Origin of the sequence: Butyrivibrio sp. VCD2006, from assembly GCF_000423925.1 — a bacterium.
Lineage (GTDB): Bacteria > Bacillota > Clostridia > Lachnospirales > Lachnospiraceae > Butyrivibrio.
This window is the reverse complement of sequence record NZ_AUIX01000001.1, coordinates 301,614-320,337: the sequence shown is the minus strand read 5'-3', so window position 1 is coordinate 320,337 and position 18,724 is coordinate 301,614. Positions and strand designations below refer to the sequence as shown.

The 18,724-nt window shown below is 34.6% G+C and carries 18 protein-coding genes; 5 read left to right on the top strand and 13 right to left on the bottom strand.

Translation table 11 applies throughout. The features are described from left to right. Positions 1–88 precede the first annotated feature (88 nt). Positions 89–2,062: a glycoside hydrolase family 31 protein gene (locus G586_RS0101400; protein WP_035772026.1), complete on the top strand. Its 1,974-nt coding sequence runs from the start codon at positions 89–91 to the stop codon at positions 2,060–2,062. 59 nt (positions 2,063–2,121) lie between these two features. On the opposite strand, the gene G586_RS0101395 is transcribed toward G586_RS0101400, so the two are convergent. The 13 genes from G586_RS0101395 to rpmH form a co-directional block, all read right to left on the bottom strand. After that, positions 2,122–3,006 carry a DUF3881 family protein gene (locus G586_RS0101395; RefSeq protein ID WP_026526256.1) on the bottom strand — a complete coding sequence of 295 codons (885 nt, stop codon included), beginning with the start codon at positions 3,004–3,006 and terminating at the stop codon, positions 2,122–2,124. Between the two features lie 61 nt (positions 3,007–3,067). Next, the gene (gene serS / locus G586_RS0101390; protein WP_026526255.1) at positions 3,068–4,354 is read right to left on the bottom strand and encodes a serine--tRNA ligase; all 1,287 of its coding nucleotides are present in this window, start codon (positions 4,352–4,354) and stop codon (positions 3,068–3,070) included. A 39-nt stretch (positions 4,355–4,393) separates the two neighbouring features. Further along, entirely contained in the window at positions 4,394–4,906 is a 513-nt protein-coding gene (locus G586_RS0101385; protein WP_026526254.1) for a DUF4446 family protein, read from the bottom strand. A 10-nt stretch (positions 4,907–4,916) separates the two neighbouring features. Next, a complete protein-coding gene (locus G586_RS0101380; protein WP_026526253.1) occupies positions 4,917–5,804 on the bottom strand; it encodes a ParB/RepB/Spo0J family partition protein in 888 nt (295 codons plus the stop codon). A gap of 75 nt (positions 5,805–5,879) precedes the next feature. Then, positions 5,880–6,644 (bottom strand): ParA family protein, encoded by a 765-nt coding sequence (locus G586_RS0101375; RefSeq protein WP_026526252.1) that lies wholly within the window; start codon positions 6,642–6,644, stop codon positions 5,880–5,882. Positions 6,645–6,963: 319 nt separating this feature from the next. Beyond that, entirely contained in the window at positions 6,964–7,701 is a 738-nt protein-coding gene (gene rsmG / locus G586_RS0101370) for a 16S rRNA (guanine(527)-N(7))-methyltransferase RsmG (RefSeq protein WP_026526251.1), read from the bottom strand. A 57-nt stretch (positions 7,702–7,758) separates the two neighbouring features. Then, the gene (gene mnmG / locus G586_RS0101365) at positions 7,759–9,690 is read right to left on the bottom strand and encodes a tRNA uridine-5-carboxymethylaminomethyl(34) synthesis enzyme MnmG (RefSeq protein ID WP_026526250.1); all 1,932 of its coding nucleotides are present in this window, start codon (positions 9,688–9,690) and stop codon (positions 7,759–7,761) included. Between the two features lie 4 nt (positions 9,691–9,694). Beyond that, positions 9,695–11,092: a tRNA uridine-5-carboxymethylaminomethyl(34) synthesis GTPase MnmE gene (mnmE, locus tag G586_RS0101360; protein WP_026526249.1), complete on the bottom strand. Its 1,398-nt coding sequence runs from the start codon at positions 11,090–11,092 to the stop codon at positions 9,695–9,697. A 75-nt stretch (positions 11,093–11,167) separates the two neighbouring features. After that, on the bottom strand, positions 11,168–11,962 hold the full coding sequence (gene jag / locus G586_RS0101355; RefSeq protein WP_026526248.1) for an RNA-binding cell elongation regulator Jag/EloR: 795 nt from the start codon (positions 11,960–11,962) through the stop codon (positions 11,168–11,170). Positions 11,963–11,976: 14 nt separating this feature from the next. Beyond that, positions 11,977–13,269 carry a YidC/Oxa1 family membrane protein insertase gene (locus G586_RS0101350; protein ID WP_026526247.1) on the bottom strand — a complete coding sequence of 431 codons (1,293 nt, stop codon included), beginning with the start codon at positions 13,267–13,269 and terminating at the stop codon, positions 11,977–11,979. A gap of 18 nt (positions 13,270–13,287) precedes the next feature. Continuing rightward, a complete protein-coding gene (gene yidD / locus G586_RS25495; protein WP_081674064.1) occupies positions 13,288–13,497 on the bottom strand; it encodes a membrane protein insertion efficiency factor YidD in 210 nt (69 codons plus the stop codon). Further along, a complete protein-coding gene (gene rnpA / locus G586_RS0101340; protein ID WP_026526245.1) occupies positions 13,469–13,846 on the bottom strand; it encodes a ribonuclease P protein component in 378 nt (125 codons plus the stop codon). The genes yidD and rnpA overlap by 29 nt, the downstream gene beginning before the upstream one ends. A 119-nt stretch (positions 13,847–13,965) precedes the next feature. Beyond that, positions 13,966–14,100, bottom strand: coding sequence for a 50S ribosomal protein L34 (gene rpmH, locus G586_RS0101335; RefSeq protein ID WP_026495447.1), 135 nt, complete (start codon positions 14,098–14,100; stop codon positions 13,966–13,968). Positions 14,101–14,587: 487 nt separating this feature from the next. Between rpmH and dnaA the strand changes: the two genes are divergently transcribed. The 4 genes from dnaA to recF all read left to right on the top strand — a co-directional run bounded on the left by dnaA (position 14,588) and on the right by recF (position 18,715). Next, positions 14,588–15,979, top strand: a complete 1,392-nt coding sequence (dnaA, locus tag G586_RS0101330) for a chromosomal replication initiator protein DnaA (RefSeq protein ID WP_026526244.1) — start codon at positions 14,588–14,590, stop codon at positions 15,977–15,979. 304 nt (positions 15,980–16,283) lie between these two features. Further along, positions 16,284–17,393: a DNA polymerase III subunit beta gene (dnaN, locus tag G586_RS0101325; RefSeq protein ID WP_026526243.1), complete on the top strand. Its 1,110-nt coding sequence runs from the start codon at positions 16,284–16,286 to the stop codon at positions 17,391–17,393. A gap of 3 nt (positions 17,394–17,396) precedes the next feature. Next, entirely contained in the window at positions 17,397–17,618 is a 222-nt protein-coding gene (locus G586_RS0101320) for an RNA-binding S4 domain-containing protein (RefSeq protein WP_026526242.1), read from the top strand. Beyond that, a complete protein-coding gene (gene recF / locus G586_RS0101315) occupies positions 17,615–18,715 on the top strand; it encodes a DNA replication/repair protein RecF (RefSeq protein ID WP_026526241.1) in 1,101 nt (366 codons plus the stop codon). The genes G586_RS0101320 and recF overlap by 4 nt, the downstream gene beginning before the upstream one ends. Positions 18,716–18,724: the final 9 nt, after the last annotated feature.

Here is an 18,724-nt window from a genome sequence, read left to right as displayed (position 1 = left end):
TTCATACATCATATTGGAACAAACCATGCTACAATATTATTGTAGCATTTGCGCAGCTATATATTCAATTATCCCGAAAGGACAAACGATGATATCAAATAATATTAAGAAATTTGTTTTTGGAAATCCTATAAACACCGGTGCTGTTGTTAAGGATATCGATACATCCGTAGGAGTTCCCAAAGAGTTTGAATATGACAGAGCCACTGATAGTTTCTCATTTTCCTTTGAAAAAGATGATGCTGTTTATGGTCTCGGCGAAACTGTTCGCGGAATCAATAAACGAGGCTGGATTTATGTAAGCAATAATTACGATGACCCTCATCACGAGGAAACAAAAAGTAGTCTTTATGCTTCTCAGAATTTCCTTATCATTGACAATTCCAAAAGATGCTTTGGAATCTTCATTGATAATCCCGGAACTGTTACCTTTGATATCGGGTACACAAATTCCGATCTTTTTACGATTAGCTTTGAAGATAATGACACGTATTTCTATGTAATTGACGGTAATACCCCTTATGAAATTGTTTCTTCATTTCGTTCTCTCATTGGAAGAAGTTACATTCCTCCGATCTGGGCCTTTGGTTTTGGTCAAAGCAGATGGGGATATGAATCTGCTGATGATATTCGAACCGTAGCGAAAAGATACAAGGAATTGAACATCCCAATCGATATGATTTACTTGGACATCGATTATATGCAGGATTTTAAGGACTTTACCGTTAATCCTGAGAGATTTCCTGATTTCGAGAATTTTGTAGCTGAGATGAAAAACGAGGGAATACATCTTGTTCCCATAATCGATGCCGGAGTTAAAATTCAGAAGGACTATGACATCTATGAAGAAGGTGTAGCTGGAGACTATTTCTGTAAAAAGGAAGACGGTTCTAATCTGGTAGCTGCTGTATGGCCCGGAAAGGTTCATTTTCCTGACTTTTTGAATTCAAAGGCACGTAAGTGGTTTGGAGACAAGTATAAGATTTTAACAGATGTGGGAATTGAAGGTTTTTGGAATGATATGAACGAACCTGCGATTTTCTATACTGAGGATCATCTGAAGGAAGTCTTTTCTGAGATAAAAAATTATGAAAATATGGAGCTTGATATTTGGAGCTTCTTTGAATTCAAAGATTTAATCGGTTCAATAGATAACTATCCCGAGGATTATAAAAGATTTTATCATGACTTTGACGGTATCAAAATTCGCCATGATAAAGTTCATAACCTCTATGGCTTCTACATGACCAGGTCTGCAGGTGAAGCCTTTGAGAGAAATAATCCGGATAAAAGAATTCTCATGTTTTCAAGATCCTCTTATACAGGAATGCACAGATACGGTGGTATCTGGACTGGCGATAATCTCTCATGGTGGAGTCATCTTCTGCTTAATATCAAACAGATGCCTTCACTTAGTATGACTGGCTTTTTATACTCCGGTGCTGATATTGGTGGCTTTGGCGGAAATACTACGGAAGACCTTGTTCTTCGCTGGACAGAATTTGGAATATTCACTCCTCTTTTTAGAAATCACTGTGCTCTGGGCTGCAGGGAACAGGAAATGTATCAGTTTGAAAAGACTTCTGATTTTAAAAATATTGTGGAACTAAGGTATTCCCTTATTCCATATATTTATTCCGAATTTATGAAAGCAGTGCTAAACAATACCATGTATTGTGCTCCTCTTGCATTCGAATATCGACATGATGAGAGATGTAAAGAAATAGAGGATCAGCTTCTGATAGGTTCTTCAATTATGATTGCTCCTGTCTATGAGCAGAATAAAACCGGCAGATATGTATATCTCCCTGAGGAAATGAAGCTTATCAGATTCAGAAGCTGTAATGACTATGATGAAGAAGTTCTTTCATCCGGTGATCACTATGTGAAAGCAGACCTTAATGAGCTTCTTGTTTTCATAAGAAAAGGAAAAGTACTTCCTCTTGCAAAACCCGCTCGTCATGTTAACGACATAGATTTTGAAAATCTTAGTTATATTACTTTTGATTCAAAACCTGATGATTACGATTTATACAGAGATGATGGTATTTCACGGATTTAATTAAAAAAGAGCTTCGCCAGGATGAATAAGTCATCTAAGGCAAAAGCTCTTTTCTATTTTCATGCATCAGGATAATTTACATATCCCTGCATCCATATTGTTCCTTTAAATCTTCTTCCAGGCATTGGTTCACCGAGGAGATCCTTTTTATTGATGCAAACATCAAAAATCAGTTCATTACAATTTAATGTCATTAATTCAAGAGTCTGACCTGTAAGCTTATTGGTCAGTTCACGACATTCCACGATTTCTCCCATTACATTATAGTGGTCACACTCAACGCCATGTGGCATAAAATAATTGTCAACAAGAGTATAGATATCTGTAGTCTTGATTTGCTTAGAAAGAGCACTATAAGTATCCATATCATCTATGGAAAGTGTCTCCATAGCTGTCTCGTCGCCCTTTCTTGCTTTATTCATCAGCTTTTCTCTTTCTCTTGTACGCTTCCTGGCAAAGTGCTTATCACTATCCGTCTTTGCAATCGGCATCATGATGGTACCATTTAGTGAGAGCGCTGACATTGTGAGAGTTGTTCCTCTAATGGGGAATCTGTTTTCATTCTGTACTTTAATGTAAGGTATCATGTTTTGCAGATAGAAAATTATTGTGACTCCTACTCTTAGGTCATCACAAACTCCTGCATAAGATTCCTTACTTGCATGTCTTGAAACTGTGATATCCTCTTCAGTTGTAATACCTGTTCCTCGGATGTAAGGATAATAGTAATCATATAAGAATTTGTCCTGCTCATTGAATTCTCCACAGACACAAATTCCTATACCGTCGGCGAAATCCTTGCAGAATTCACCAAGAAGTTTTTCACCATCCTTAGTAACATATGATCTTGAATCAGCCTGCTGAACTGTCATAGCTATGAGCTGCTGAATATCATCTCTGCTTTTAAAGTTTTCAAAGCCGATTGCTCTAAGATAATTATGCATGGATTTCACCTCCCTTCGTTTAGTAATTCGGTATTATAACCGATTTGAAATCTTGTCATTTTTATTTTAAAGGAATGAGTTTTTCCTTACCACCCATATAAGGTCTGAGTGCTACAGGAATATTTACTGATCCGTCCTCGTTGAGATTGTTCTCAAGGAATGCGATAAGCATACGAGGCGGAGCAACTACTGTGTTGTTAAGTGTGTGAGCAAGGTAGTTTCCATCCTTACCCTTGATTCTGATCTTAAGTCTTCTTGCCTGAGCATCACCAAGATTAGAGCAGCTACCTACTTCGAAGTACTTCTTCTGTCTGGGTGACCAAGCTTCAACGTCACAGGATTTGCACTTAAGATCTGCAAGATCTCCTGAGCAGCACTCAAGTGTACGAACCGGAATATCCATTGAACGGAAAAGATCTACTGTATTCTTCCAAAGCTTGTCATACCACATCTTTGATTCTTCGGGCTTACAAACAACTATCATCTCCTGCTTCTCAAACTGATGAATTCTGTAAACACCTCTCTCCTCAATACCATGTGCACCCTTCTCTTTTCTGAAGCAAGGTGAATAGCTTGTAAGAGTCTGAGGAACTTCTTCCTCATCAATGATCTGCTCTTTGAACTTACCGATCATGGAGTGCTCACTTGTACCTATAAGGTAAAGGTCCTCTCCTTCAATCTTATACATCATAGCTTCCATCTCAGGGAAACTCATAACACCTTCAACTACGTTACCATGAATCATGAAAGGAGGTACACAATATGTAAAGCCTCTGTCAATCATGAAATCTCTGGCATAAGAAATTACTGCTGAGTGAAGTCTTGCGATGTCACCCATGAGATAATAGAAACCATTACCTGCAACTCTTCTTGCAGCATCAAAGTCGATACCCTTAAATCTCTCCATGATATCTGTATGATAAGGAATCTCGAAGTCCGGAACTACAGGCTCACCGAATTTCTCAATCTCAACGTTTTCAGAATCATCTTTACCAATCGGTACAGTCTCATCAATGATCTGAGGAATTACCATCATGATCTTCATAACTTTTTCATCAACAACCTTTTGGTTTTCCTCAAGCTCAGCAAGTCTCTTTGCGTTAGCTGCAACTTCTGCTTTCTTAGCCTCAGCCTCTTCCTTTTTACCCTGAGCCATAAGAGCACCGATTTCCTTAGAAATCTTGTTGCGGCTTGCACGAAGCTCATCTGCTTCCTGCTGATTTGTTCTTCTCTCATTGTCGAGTTCAATAACCTCATCAACAAGCGGGAGTTTTTCATCCTGGAATTTCTTTTTAATGTTTTCCTTTACTACATCAGGATTTTCTCTTAAGAATTTAATATCTATCATTGTATTTTCCCCTTTATCATGCTGTATTAAAACAGCTTATTATCTTTGATATTCCATTGCTTCATTTAGAGCAATCTGTTCTTCCTCTCCAAGCTCAAGAGAACATTTACCATTTTTGATTTCCTTGGAATATGAATAACATCCATCTGTACTATGAACTGAATTTAATAAAAATCCATTATTATCTTCATCAAGAAGAGCTATTGAATATGAAAGCTGACCACCCATTTGGTTGAATGCATCATACTTTATAATTCCCACTTTCTGAAAACATGATGCTAATCTGTCGTATAATCTATTTATGTCTTTCTGATTTTTTTCTGTCGCTTTTTTGATAATCTGATTATCTTCAAAAAGTGCTACAATTTCATCTTCAAGAGAAGCAGCGTCTCTGCCCTTCATAAATCTTGATATCTGATCCTTGATATTATTAATCTTTTTGTGTTGACTAATTACCATAATAAGCAGAACTATTATAATCAATAAAAGTGCTATAAGTATATAGGCAATGTCAATATTTAGTCCTAGCTGATCAAATAGATTACTGTTCATGTTGCATCTCCTACCTGTAAAGTCTTTCTGTTATTTTTTCCAGATCATCTGTACTGTAAAACTCAATTTCAATTTTACCGGTTCCATCTCCCTTTGATGATATGGATACTTTTGTGCCTGTTGCCTGAGTGCACTTTTCTTCCAGTTCTCTATATGCTGATTCGATACTAGGATTTATTTTGCTAACATTTTTCTTCTTAGGAGTTTTTCCAAGATTCTTAACAAGCTTCTCAGTATCTCGAACACTCATCTTTTGATCAAAAATCTGCTCAGCAATTTTAAGCTGTTCTTCTTTATTCTCAATTGAGATAATTGCTCTCGCATGTCCTGTTGAAAGCTTTCCATCTATTACCATCTGTCTGACTTCTTCACAAAGTTTAAGAAGTCTAAGTGAGTTGGTTATAGCAACTCGGCTCTTTGATACCTTCTCAGCAACAACATCCTGGGTATATCCAAAATCATCGATGAGTTTTTTAAATGCAAGAGCTTCATCGATAGGATTCAGATCATCTCTCTGAATATTATCGATAAGAGCATATTCTGCTATTTCCTGTTCGGTGAGATTCATGATGATTACAGGAACTTCTTTAAGTCCTGCTTTTTTAGCTGCACGCCATCTTCTCTCACCACCGATTATTTCATAATGATCTTTTCTATCCTGTACTATAAGAGGATTTATAATTCCATACTGCTTAATGGAATCAGCAAGTTCTAACAATTTATCTTCGTCAAAAACTTTTCTGGGCTGATCTCTGTTCGGTTCTACTTTTGTTATATTAACTTTTACTACCTGACCTTCTTCAGTTTTAGCATCTACTGTATTTTTTGAAGCAGGAGCCGGAGCTATAAGTGCATCAAGTCCTTTTCCTAAACCTCTCTTTGCATTCTTTGGTGCCATTTCATACCTCTTTCTATAATTTGTAATATATGATGTATATTATGTTTCACGTGATACATCATATAGTAGTTATCATTAAAACTTTCTGTTGATCACTTCTTCAGCAAGTAAACGATATGCCTCTGCACCGGCAGACCTTGTGTCATATAGATTGATTGGAAGTCCATAACTGGGTGCTTCTGCTAAACGAATATTTCTTGGAATTATTGTTTTATATACATTTTCTGAGATGTGATCTTTTACATTCTCAACTACCTGCATAGAAAGATTTGTTCTTGAATCATACATGGTGAATATTACTCCCTCCATCTGAAGAGAATTATTCAGTCTGTCTTTTACAAGATTCACGGTATGAACTAACTGACTCAATCCTTCAAGTGCATAGTACTCACACTGAATTGGAACAAGAACTGTATTAGCTGTAGTCATAGCATTTATTGTAAGCATACTAAGTGAAGGAGGACAATCAATGATGATAAAGTCGTAGTAATCTCTAATTTCATCAATAGATTTTTTAAGGATAAATTCCTTTTCTTCCATATCAATCAGTTCTATCTCTACAGCTGCTAAGTTTACGTTTGATGGAATGATATCAACTCCATCTACAACATTCTTATAAAGTGCTTCATCGACTTTGCACTCTCCTATGAGCAACTCATAAATTGTATTTTCTAACTGATTTTTGTTAAGACCGAATCCACTGGTTGTATTACCCTGAGGATCAGTATCTATTACTAATACTTTTTTACCTTTTTCAGCAAGAGTAGCTGACAGATTAATTGATGTTGTTGTCTTACCGACTCCACCTTTTTGATTTGCAATTGCAATGGCACGTCCCATGCTTTTCTCCCTCTCCTTTAATTTTTTAATTAACTTTTAAATTATAGCACAGTTTTTATACCACAGTTTCAAAATAATATAACTAATTTTCTTTATTTTTTGAACAATTATTCTCTGACTAATGTTTCACACTATAATTTTACTATATATTGGGTTGTAATGTTTCACGTGAAACAATTTCTAGTAGAAACAATTTTTCTAATTAAAATGTTTCACGTGAAACAAATTGTGTTGAATTATTATTGATATACAATATTTGGTATTTGAATAATTTAGTATATTTGCTTGGTACAATAGTTGTATAAATAATCTTTTAAATTTATAAAGGATTCTTTTGAGGTGTTCCTGCTTTTCGTGGATATTTAGATGATGTTTTCTGAACCTTATCTATAATACATATTGTTCTTTGGATATCAGATCCAGGTAGACAAAATTCATTTACCGAATTCACTTTTCCTCCCAATAGAAAGATAGCATTCTTAGCTTCAGAAATTTCTTCATTTCCTTTATCACCTTTATATGCAATGAAGTGTCCACCTTCTTTTACATAGGGTAAATCATATTCACATAAAATAGAAAACCTGGCAACAGCTCTTGAAACAGCTATATCAAATTGTTCTCTTAACTTACCCTTCTTAATATCTGAATGATCCTCTGCTCTTCCATGAACTGTTTTTATTGAACCTGTTTCATTAAGTCCGAGCTCATCAATTACAGTATCAAGAAAATAAATTCTTTTTTGGAGAGAGTCTAATAAGGTTACATGTAAATTAGGAAATACTATCTTAAGAACAATACCGGGAAATCCAGCTCCTGTTCCAACATCAACTAGCGATAAGTTTTCTTTTGAAAAATCAAAATAATTAGCAGCAGAAACAGAATCAACAAAATGAAGTTTACATACCTCATCGAATTCAGTAATCGCTGTCAGATTTATTTTGTTGTTCCAATCAACCAGTAGCTCATAGTATTTATCAAATTGCTCAATCTGTTTATCTGAGAGTGTAATGTTAAAGCTCTCAAAATCTTTTATCATTGATTCAAAATTATGATTCATTCAACGTATCCTCAAAAAGTACTATATATAGTGTTTCACGTGAAACATTTAATAGGACTAGTGGTTATTATTACTTCTATTATAATTCTCAAGATAAACAAGAAGCACAGAAATATCAGCAGGATTTACTCCACTTATTCGAGAAGCCTGGCCAACATTTATAGGGCGGAACTTTTTAAGATTTGCTCTTGCTTCTAAACGAAGACTTAAGACATCATCATAATTTATGTCAGCAGGTATTTTCTTATTTTCCATCTTCTTAAACTTATCAACCTGTCTCTGTTGTCTTTCTATATATCCTTCATATTTAATATTTATCTCAACCTGCTCAATAACATCTTTACTCAAAGTAGGTCTGTCCGGATCAAGCTCAGAAATATTTTCATAGTTAAGTTCAGGTCTGCATATTAGTTCAGAAAGAGAAGCTGCAGTTTTTAATCTTGGTGAATCATGTCTGTCCATAAAATCCTGAACATCTTTTGAAGCACCTACTTTTATACCTTTTAATCTTTCCGTTTCTTTTAAAATCTGATCTTCTTTTTGTAAAAGAGCCTGGTATTTTTCCTCTGAAATCAGTCCAACTTCATAACCCTTTTTTCTTAATCTGATGTCAGCATTATCCTGTCTAAGTAAAAGTCTATATTCAGCACGGGATGTCATCATACGATATGGTTCAAGATTATCTTTTGTTACGATGTCATCAACAAGTACACCAATATAACCTTCAGACCTATCAATTGATAAGTATGGCTTTCCGAGAATTTGCATGGAAGCATTTATTCCAGCAAACAATCCTTGTGCAGCAGCTTCTTCATAACCACTACTTCCATTAAACTGTCCAGCACTAAAAAGACCTCTTATCTTTTTCAATTCAAGAGTAGGATATAATTGTCCGGAACAGAGACAGTCATATTCAATAGCATAAGCATTCTTAACTATTACGCAGTTCTCTAATCCAGGTACAGTTCTGTACATCTGAATCTGAACATCCTCCGGCATTGAAGATGACATTCCATCAACATACATCTCATTTGTTCCTGAACCCTCAGGCTCGATAAAAACCTGATGTCTTATCTTGTCAGGGAATTTAACAACCTTATCCTCAATTGAGGGGCAATATCTAGGACCAATACCCTCAATAATACCAGCGTATATTGGTGACCTATCTATGTTATTTCGTATTATTTCATGTGTTTTTTCATTTGTATATGTAAGATAGCAATTATACTGTTCCTTCTGTATATCATCAGGATTAGTATCAAAAGAAAATGGAATAACAGGAGTATCACCTGTTTGTACTTCCATCTTTGAATAGTCTATAGAATTGCCATCCATTCTTGCAGGAGTTCCGGTCTTAAATCTTCTTAGTTCAACACCACCTTCAATAAGTGATTTTGATAAAAGGTTTGAAGGCTGAAGTCCGTTAGGTCCTGTATAAGAAATTGATTCACCACATAAACATCTGCTCTTTAAATAAGTACCGGTACAAAGTATTACAGTTTTTCCTTTATATGTAAGACCAGTAACAGTTTTTACACCAATTACTTTTCTCTCATATCCATCATGTAATAATGATGAGTCCTCATTAGCATCAAGTTCTTCAAATAGAATTTCTTCAATCTCAGCTTGCTTTACAGTCAGATTTTTTTGTGACTGCAAAATCATTTTCATAGATTTTGAATATTCCATCTTATCAGCTTGGGCTCTTAAGGAATGAATTGCGGGGCCTTTTGATTTATTGAGCATCTTAGATTGAAGATATGTCTTATCAATATTTTTTCCCATCTCTCCGCCAAGAGCATCTATTTCTCTTACAAGATGTCCCTTTGAAGATCCTCCGATATGAGGATTGCATGGCATAAACGCAATATTATCAACACTTAGTGTGAATACAATTGTTTTAAGTCCAAGTCTTGCGGCTGCAAGAGAAGCCTCACATCCGGCATGGCCACCACCTATTACTATTACATCAAATTCATCTACTATCATAAATTTATTTACCCATACAGAACTTTGAGAAGATTTCTTCTACAAGATCTTCATCAACTTCCTGTCCTATTATTTCTCCTAAAAATGCATATGCATTCATTAAATCGATCGAATAAAAATCTTCTGACATTGAAGCTTCAATACTTGCTTCAACCTTTTTCAAACTTTCAAAAGCATTTATCAAAGCTTCTTTTTGTCTAAGGTTAGTAACATAAACTTCTTCCTTAGGAACAAGATTTCCATTGAAAAACATATCTGTAATTATTTTTTTCAGTTCTTCAATTCCTGTATCAGAGACCATTGAAGTTTTAATAACAGGAATATTAGAGCCATATATATTGTGTATATCTTTTTCAAGAATACTAATACTGTCACTTATGTCATTTTTATTAAGTAAAACAATTACATGTTTTTCTAATATCAGTTCAGATATACGTTCATCATCTGAAACTGAATCATCTGTTGAATCAATTATATATAAAATAAGATCTGCACTTTGAGCAGATTTAACTGCTCTTTCCACACCTATTTTTTCAACCTTATCATCAGTATCACGAATACCGGCAGTATCCAAAACTCGTAAAACAATATCGTCCAGTCTTATAGTTTCTTCGATTATATCTCTGGTAGTTCCTTCTATATCGGTAACAATTGCTTTTTCTTCACCGGCAAGTTTATTTAGAAGCGAAGATTTTCCGGCATTTGGTTTTCCTATAATAACAGTTTTTATTCCGTCTTTTCTAATTATGCCTTCATCAGATGTATTTATCAGATAATCTAACTTATTAATCCACTCTTCATTTTTCTTTGATAATCTTTCATCATAGCCTGTAAGATCATAATTTTCCGGATCATCAATTGCCGATTCTATAAAAGCCATCTCATATAAAATCTCTTTTCGAAGGGCTTCTATTTTATTAAAAAGAATTCCACCAATCTGTAGTTCGGAATTTTTCATTGAGAACTCGTTTTGTGCATGAATAAGATCCATTACTGCTTCTGCTCTCGTAAGATCAATTCTTCCATTTAAAAAAGCACGCTTTGTAAACTCTCCGGGCTCAGCTAATCTGCATCCATTTTTTATAAGAAGATTCAAAATGGATTCCATTATAAGACGACCACCATGAGAATTGATTTCCACAACGTCCTCTTTTGTATAACTTCTTGGTGCCTTCATGATAGAAATCATTATTTCATCAATTTTATTATCATTCTCATCAACAATAAATCCATAATTTATCGTATGAGATTCATAGTTTTTGAGACTATGATTTCCTTTTGCATCAATATAAAGATTATTAACAATTTCAAGTGTCCTGTCGCCACTTACTCTGATGATTCCAATTCCGGCATCTATCATCGCAGTAGCAATTGCACAAATAGTATCTTCCTTGAAGAACATATAATTATCCTCAAATGAAATTAGAGCTGCCAATTGAAATTATTATAAAATCAATGGCAGCTCTTAAACTGTAGTTTATTTCTTAAGAGTTACAACAACTCTTCTGAAAGGTTCCTCACCTTCACTGTGAGTTGTAACATACTTGTCAGCCTGAAGTGCTGAGTGAATAATTCTTCTCTCATAAGGATTCATAGGCTCAAGTGAAACTGACTGTCTGTTCTTACGAACCTTATAAGCAATATTCTTGGCAAGATTCTCAAGAGTTGCTTTTCTTCTGCTTCTGTAATTCTCAGTATCAACCTTTACATGAATATAATCTTCACTTCCTCTGTTAACAACAAGTGAAATAAGATACTGGAGTGAATCAAGTGTCTGTCCTCTCTTACCGATAAGAACACCCATCTCATCACCTGAAAGTTCTACTTCGAGGACTTTGTCTGTCTCATTGTATTTTGCATTAACATCTACTGTCATGTTCATTGCACCAAATACATTTGAGAGGAATTCTTTTGCTCTGTTTATAAATTCATGATCATATACATAAGAAATCTGCTTTTCTTCGATTTGCTCTTCCTTCTTAACTTCGGGAGCTTTCTCTTCTTTTTTCTCAGCTTTCTTAGGCTTAGACTCAGTCTGAGGTTTTTCTTCCTTCTTCTCTTCTACCTCTTTCTTAACTTCCGGAGCTTTCTCTTCAGTAGCACTTTTAACTCTTGCTCTGATAACTGCCGGTTTTACATTTAAACCAAGAAATCCGGTAGAACCTGTTGAAACTACTTCATAATCAAGATTATCACTTGTTACCATGAGCTGAGCGCAAGCTTCTGTAATGCACTCATCAACAGTCTTTTTAGAAATCTCAATATAATCCATTTTTTTATCCCCTATTAATTATTCTTCTGATCGAATTCTTTTACCATATTGGCTCTTGCAAGAAGACTCTTTTTATTAGCCTTGCCTGATTCATAGATTTCGTTTGCTTTTTTCAGACCTTCTTCCTTCTCCTTCTCAGAACGAGTTGAAGTATAAGAATTCATAGTTCTTGTATTAACGTTTGCAAAACGATTCATCTGAGGAGTCTGCTTCATCTGCTCAAGCTTCTTATTATACTTCTCAACATTCTTCTCAATTTCAGCATCGATATCCATCTTATCAATATGCTTATTGATAAAAATCTGCTGGATAGTACGAACAACTGCACCGATTATCCAGTAAATACCAAGACCTGCAGGGAATGAGAATGTGAAGAACAATGACATCAGAGGCATCATCATATTCATAGTCTTCATAGAATTAGCCATCTGAGCTGCCTGATCATTAGGATCATTTGAAGTCTGAGCTGCCTGAGGCATAAGCTTTATGCTTATCCACTGTGACAAACATGAAAGCACAGGAATAATAAGTGCAACAACAAACATGATAAATGACTTGTTATGCCATGCAGTCTGTACCATATAAGAAGGTGAATCACCTATGTTAAGGCCCAGGAAGCTGTTGTACCTATTAAGAAGAGTATGTGTGCTGTTTATTGAATCAGAAAGACTTCCGAATTTCTCGGTTAATGTAGCCCAATCAGCTGATGATGCCTTATAAAGAACATCAATAAAAGTATTCTCTATATGAGTAATATCACCAGATAAAAATTCTTCAGCCTTAAATTGCTTGGAATACTGAGCAGCACTTGAAAGTGTCTGAAGAACTTCACTTGATCCTGCTGTTGTTCTGAGCTGTTCAACTAAAGGATAAAAAGCTTCCTTAATCTGAGTTACATAAGCAGGCATAGAATAAATAACTCTGTAAAGAGCTATCATTATAGGAAGCTGAATAATAAGCTGAACACAGCTACCTGTCTGTGAAACACCATACTTAGCATACACAGCCTTGATTTCTTCCTGCTGTGCCATTACAGAATCATTATCCTTTTTTCCTTTATATTTTGCCTGAATAGCCTGAATTTCAGGATTCATTTTTGCCTGAAGTTTAGAAAACTTCTGCTGCTTATAAGTAAGAGGCAAAAGCAAAATATTCATAACGATTGTAAATAAAATAATTGCAAGACCGGTACTGGGAATACCAATCTTATCAAGAAAAATGAAAATCCAATTCATAATGTGGCCAAGTAACCACGCAATAGGACCAACAATTTTTCCCTGGTATTGAGTTAACGCAACAATGTTCAAAACCAATCCTCCGATAGTTTATGGTACAGGATCATATCCTCCGCTTGAAAATGGATTACATCTTAGTATTCTCCAAGCAGCAAGTAAACTTCCTTTGATCGCACCATATTTTTCTATTGCTTCTAATCCATACTGTGAACATGTAGGTATGTATGGACATTTTGTTCTCTTCAAGGGAGAAACATACTTTTGATATAGTCTAATTAAAAATATCAGTATTTTCTTCATCTTGCACCTCATCATTTTTTCTTAGATGAGACTTACCGGCCAGATATAAAAAGGATTTTTCGATATCAAAATAACTAGCTTCCTTCGCACGGTTTCTGGCCACGACTACTATATCTAAACCACTATTAAATATATTTTCATGTAGTCGGTAAACTTCTCGAACTAGTCTTGCAAACCTGTGCCTTACAATACTGTTCCCTACTTTTTTACTGGCTGATATTCCAAGTCTGTTTATATCGGTCTGATTTTCTCTGACATAGATAACAATATTTTTATCTGCGTAGCTTTTACCGGTTTTATAAACAAGCTGAAAATCAGCAGTTCTTCTTAAACTTTCTGTGTTTTGCATTTATTTATTCCATCTAGTGTGAACCTTACAGGATCACCATATTTCGTAGAAATATGAAAATACGCGAATATGCATCTAGCACATTCGCGTAACAAGACCACAATATGATGTGGTCCTTATTATGCAGATATTCTCTTTCTACCCTTAAGTCTTCTGGCAGCAAGTACCTTTCTGCCTCCCTTAGTTGCCATTCTTGCTCTAAAGCCGTGAACACGAGCTCTCTGAAGCTTATGCGGCTGATAAGTTCTCTTCATAGTCGAAATACACCTCCTTTTTAACAATCTATTAAGCAAATTAAATAATTGTCTGAATCAGAAAAAATCGTTGTTATTATAATAAAATTAGGCTTTTACGTCAAGTATCAAAATAATTGTGGATAACTCTCAAAAAAGTTTAAAAAAAATTAATCCAATATATGGTGTGAAAAAAAGTTATCCACATCTAAATGTTGATTTTGTGGATAAGTTGTTATTATCTGTAAATTTATATTTTTTATCCACAAAATGTGGATTAGATGTGGAAAACATTTTGGGTTCATTTTTTAATATTTTCAACATTTCAGTATTTATGCGGCTTTCGGGCGGTGAATAAGTTAATTACACTTTTCCACTTTTCCACTCGTGTCTCTCTTATAATATTTTTTTTAATATTTTTTAAAAAAGTTATCCACAATTTCCATCAGTTTGATATTTAGTTATCCATATTATAAAATAAACTCTAAACTTACTATGGGAGAGATTTATGGAAAAAGCTACAGAATTAACACAAAAACTGGCTGATAACTTCGACAGCCTGAAAGAAGAACTCAGAGTGGAGCTTGGTATGACCGCCATTTCGTTCGATACGTGGATCAAGCCCCTGTCCTTTTTTAAATATGATAATGGGACTGTTATCATTTTAATTCCTTTCGATGATACCAATTTTCTTAATTATATAGAAAGAAAATATCAGAAGTTTTTCACAGTCACACTTTCTGAGTTTTTAAATGAAAATGTTGAAGTGGAATTTCTTTTAGAAAAAGATGCTCATATTAATAATGAAGAAACTGCTTCAAAAAATATGAATGAGTCTAAATCAGGCCAGAATAACTATGAGTTTTCAGGTCTTAATCCCAAATACATTTTTGATACATATGTCGTTGGTGGAAATAACCGTTTTGCCTACAACGCTTCTCTTGCAGTAGCAGAATCTCCGGGAGAAGCCTACAACCCTCTTTTCTTATATGGAGGACCCGGACTTGGTAAAACCCACCTGATGCACGCGATCGGACATTTCATTATTGAGAATCATCCTAACTTCAAGGTTCTTTATGTTACATCAGAGCAGTTTACTAATGAAGTTATTGAATCCATCAGAAGTGGTAAAGCTGAGGCAATGAGCAGACTTCGTGAAAAATACCGTACAGTTGACGTTCTTATGGTAGACGATGTTCAGTTTATTATAGGAAAGGAAAGTACACAGGAAGAATTCTTCCATACCTTTAACGTACTTCATCAGTCCGGAAAACAGATCATCATTTCATCAGATAAACCGCCTAAGGAAATGGAAACACTTGAAGAGAGATTCAGATCAAGATTTGAGATGGGTCTTATCTCAGATATCCAGGCACCTGACTATGAAACAAGAATGGCTATTCTTAAAAAGAATGCTGAAAGCTACTCCAAGCATATTGATGATGAGATATTTGAGTATATAGCAACAAACATTAAGTCAAATATCCGTGAGCTTGAAGGTGCATATAATAAGATAATCGCTTATTCAAGATTATATAACGTAGAAATAAACCTTGAAAATGCAAAGGAAGCTTTAAAAGATATCATTTATCCTGATTTTTCAAAGGTGATAACAATTCCTCTTATTATAAGTACTGTTTGTGAGCAGTTTGGTGTTAAGCAGGAAGATATTGTTTCAAAGAAAAGAAATAAGGAAATTGTTCTTCCAAGACAGATAGTAATGTATCTTGCAAGAGAACTTACAGATGCTCCTCTCGAAGAGATTGGTAAATCCCTCGGTAAGAAGGACCATACAACTGTAATGAGTGGAATAAGCAAAATAAAGGATCTTCTTACTGTCGATGAAGACTTAAGTAGAAATCTGGATATCATTAATAAGAAGTTAAACCCTTCAGCCTGATAAAGTGGATAACTCAGTTTATAAATTCTTTATAAATTGTTTATAAACTGGGGATAAGAGTGGAAAACTATTTTATAGTCTCAAATCGCAAAATTTGGCTTGTGTACAACATTTTACTTTTCAACATTAAATTTTTATTTATCAACTATTAAAAATTTGTAAATAAGCCAGATAAATTGTATAATAGATAGGGATTTCCACAAATCAACACCTATTATTATTTATACTATTAAATAATATTAATTAATTTATATATGGCCGTTTGTGCATAATCATTTCTCGCTGAAGGGAGTTATAAAAATTCATGAAGTTCGTTTGTTCCAAATCAAATCTTATTGCAGGATTACAGATTGTATCAAAGGCTGTTCCCAATAAGACAACAATGTCAATATTAGAGTGCATCCTTGTTGATGCAACTGAAGGAGTTATCAAATTTATCGCCAATGATATTGATCTTGGAATTCAGACGGAGGTAGACGGTAATATCATAGAGAGAGGATATATTGCAATTGATGCAAAGATATTCTTTGATATTATAAGAAAATTACCTGACAGCGATGTTACAATTGAAGCTGATGCTAACGGTAAAGTTACCATTAGTTGTGAAAAGGCTAAATTCAGTATTGTTGGAAGAAATGCTGATGATTTTACATATCTTCCAAACATAGAGAGAATAGACGGTATATCCGTATCTCAGTATACTCTTAAGAATATTATTCAACAGACAATATTCTCTATTGCGGAGAATGATGCCAACAAGATGATGAGTGGTGAGCTTTTTGAGATTAATCAGGATACTCTTAAACTGGTTTCACTTGATGGACATCGTATATCTATCCGTAAAATTAAACTTCAAAATTCATATGAATCAAGAAAAGTAGTTGTTCCCGGTAAAACACTGTCTGATATCAGTAAGATAATTACAGACAGTACCGAGAATAATGTTGATATTTTCTTCACTGATAAGCACATTTTATTTGAGTTTGACAGAACTATTGTTGTGTCCAGACTTCTTGAAGGTGAGTATTTCAATATTGATCAGATGCTTTCAAGTGATTATGAAACAAAAATGACTATTTCAAGAAAAGAGATGCTTGATTGTATAGACAGAGCAACTCTTCTTGTAAAGGAAGGCGATAAGAAGCCCGTAATCATTTCTATAACTGATGAAAAATTGGAATTGAAGATCAACTCAACCATCGGAAGTATGGATGAAGAGATTGAAATTGAAAAACAGGGTAAGGATCTTATTATTGGCTTTAACCCTAAATTCTTAATTGATGCGTTACGCGCTATTGATGATGAAACTATAGATATTTATATGGTTAATCCTAAGGCTCCCTGCTTTATCAGAGATAAGGATTCCAGCTATATTTATCTTGTACTTCCTATAAACTTTACGACAGTGAGCTAAGAAATGGAAAATATAACAGTTAATTTAAGAGAAAGCGATGAATTCATAAAACTTGGACAGGCTATGAAAAAAGCAGGTCTCGAGGAATCAGGAGTTGATGCCAAGGTTGATATTCAAAATGGCCTTGTTAAGGTAAACGGCGAAGTTGAAACCAGAAGAGGAAGAAAACTCTATGATGGAGATATAGTCGAATACGAGAATGTTCAGGTACAGATAAAAAAATGATAATAAAATCATTAGAACTCGCAGATTTCAGAAACTACGAGAATTTAAAAATAGAATTCAGCAGCGGTACCAATATTCTTTATGGTGATAATGCTCAGGGAAAAACTAATATACTTGAGGCTATTTATCTTGCTGCTACTACTAAGTCTCATAAGGGAAGCAAAGACAAAGAAATAATATCCTTTGGTAAAGAAGAGGGGCACATCAGAACAATAATTGAGAGAGATGGCGCCGAATATCGAGTGGATATGCACCTTAGAAAAAGCAAATCTAAAGCTATTGCGATAGATTCACAAAAGATCAGGAAAGCTTCTGATCTTGTCGGAAGATGCAATGTTGTATTTTTTTCTCCAGAAGATCTTAGTATCATAAAAGATGGTCCGGCTCAGAGACGAAGATTTATGGACATGGAGCTTTGTCAGCTGGATCAAATTTATTTAGAGAATCTGGCTAAATACAACAAACTCATTGCTGAGAGAAATAAAGTCTTAAAGGATATGTTTGAACATCCTGAAAACAGTGTTCTTTTAGATGTTCAGGATAAACAGCTCCTTGAATACGGATCTGTGATCATCAAATCAAGAGACAGATTTATAAAGGATTTGTGTGAAATAATAGATCCGATACACAATAAGCTTACAGGTGGCAGAGAAAAACTAAAGATTTATTATGAACCGAATGTCACTGTTGAGGAATATGAAGAGAGTCTCAGAAAATCCAGGCAAAAAGATATATATCTTAAGCAGACAACAGTAGGTCCACATAAGGATGATTTTTCATTCAATGTGACTACCGAAAATGTGCCTGAGGAAATTGATATCAGAAAATACGGTTCTCAGGGACAACAGAGAACTGCTTCTCTCTCACTCAAGCTATCGGAAATTGAAATAGTTAAAAAATCAAAAAAAGAAAATCCTGTACTATTACTTGATGATGTTTTGTCTGAGCTTGACAGTAACAGACAGAATTACCTTCTAAACACGATAGGAAATATTCAAACTATTATCACATGTACAGGTTTGGATGAATTTGTTAATAACCGTTTTGAAATAGATAAAGTATTTAGAGTTGTAAACGGAAGTATACCTGAAGAATAAGAGGATAAG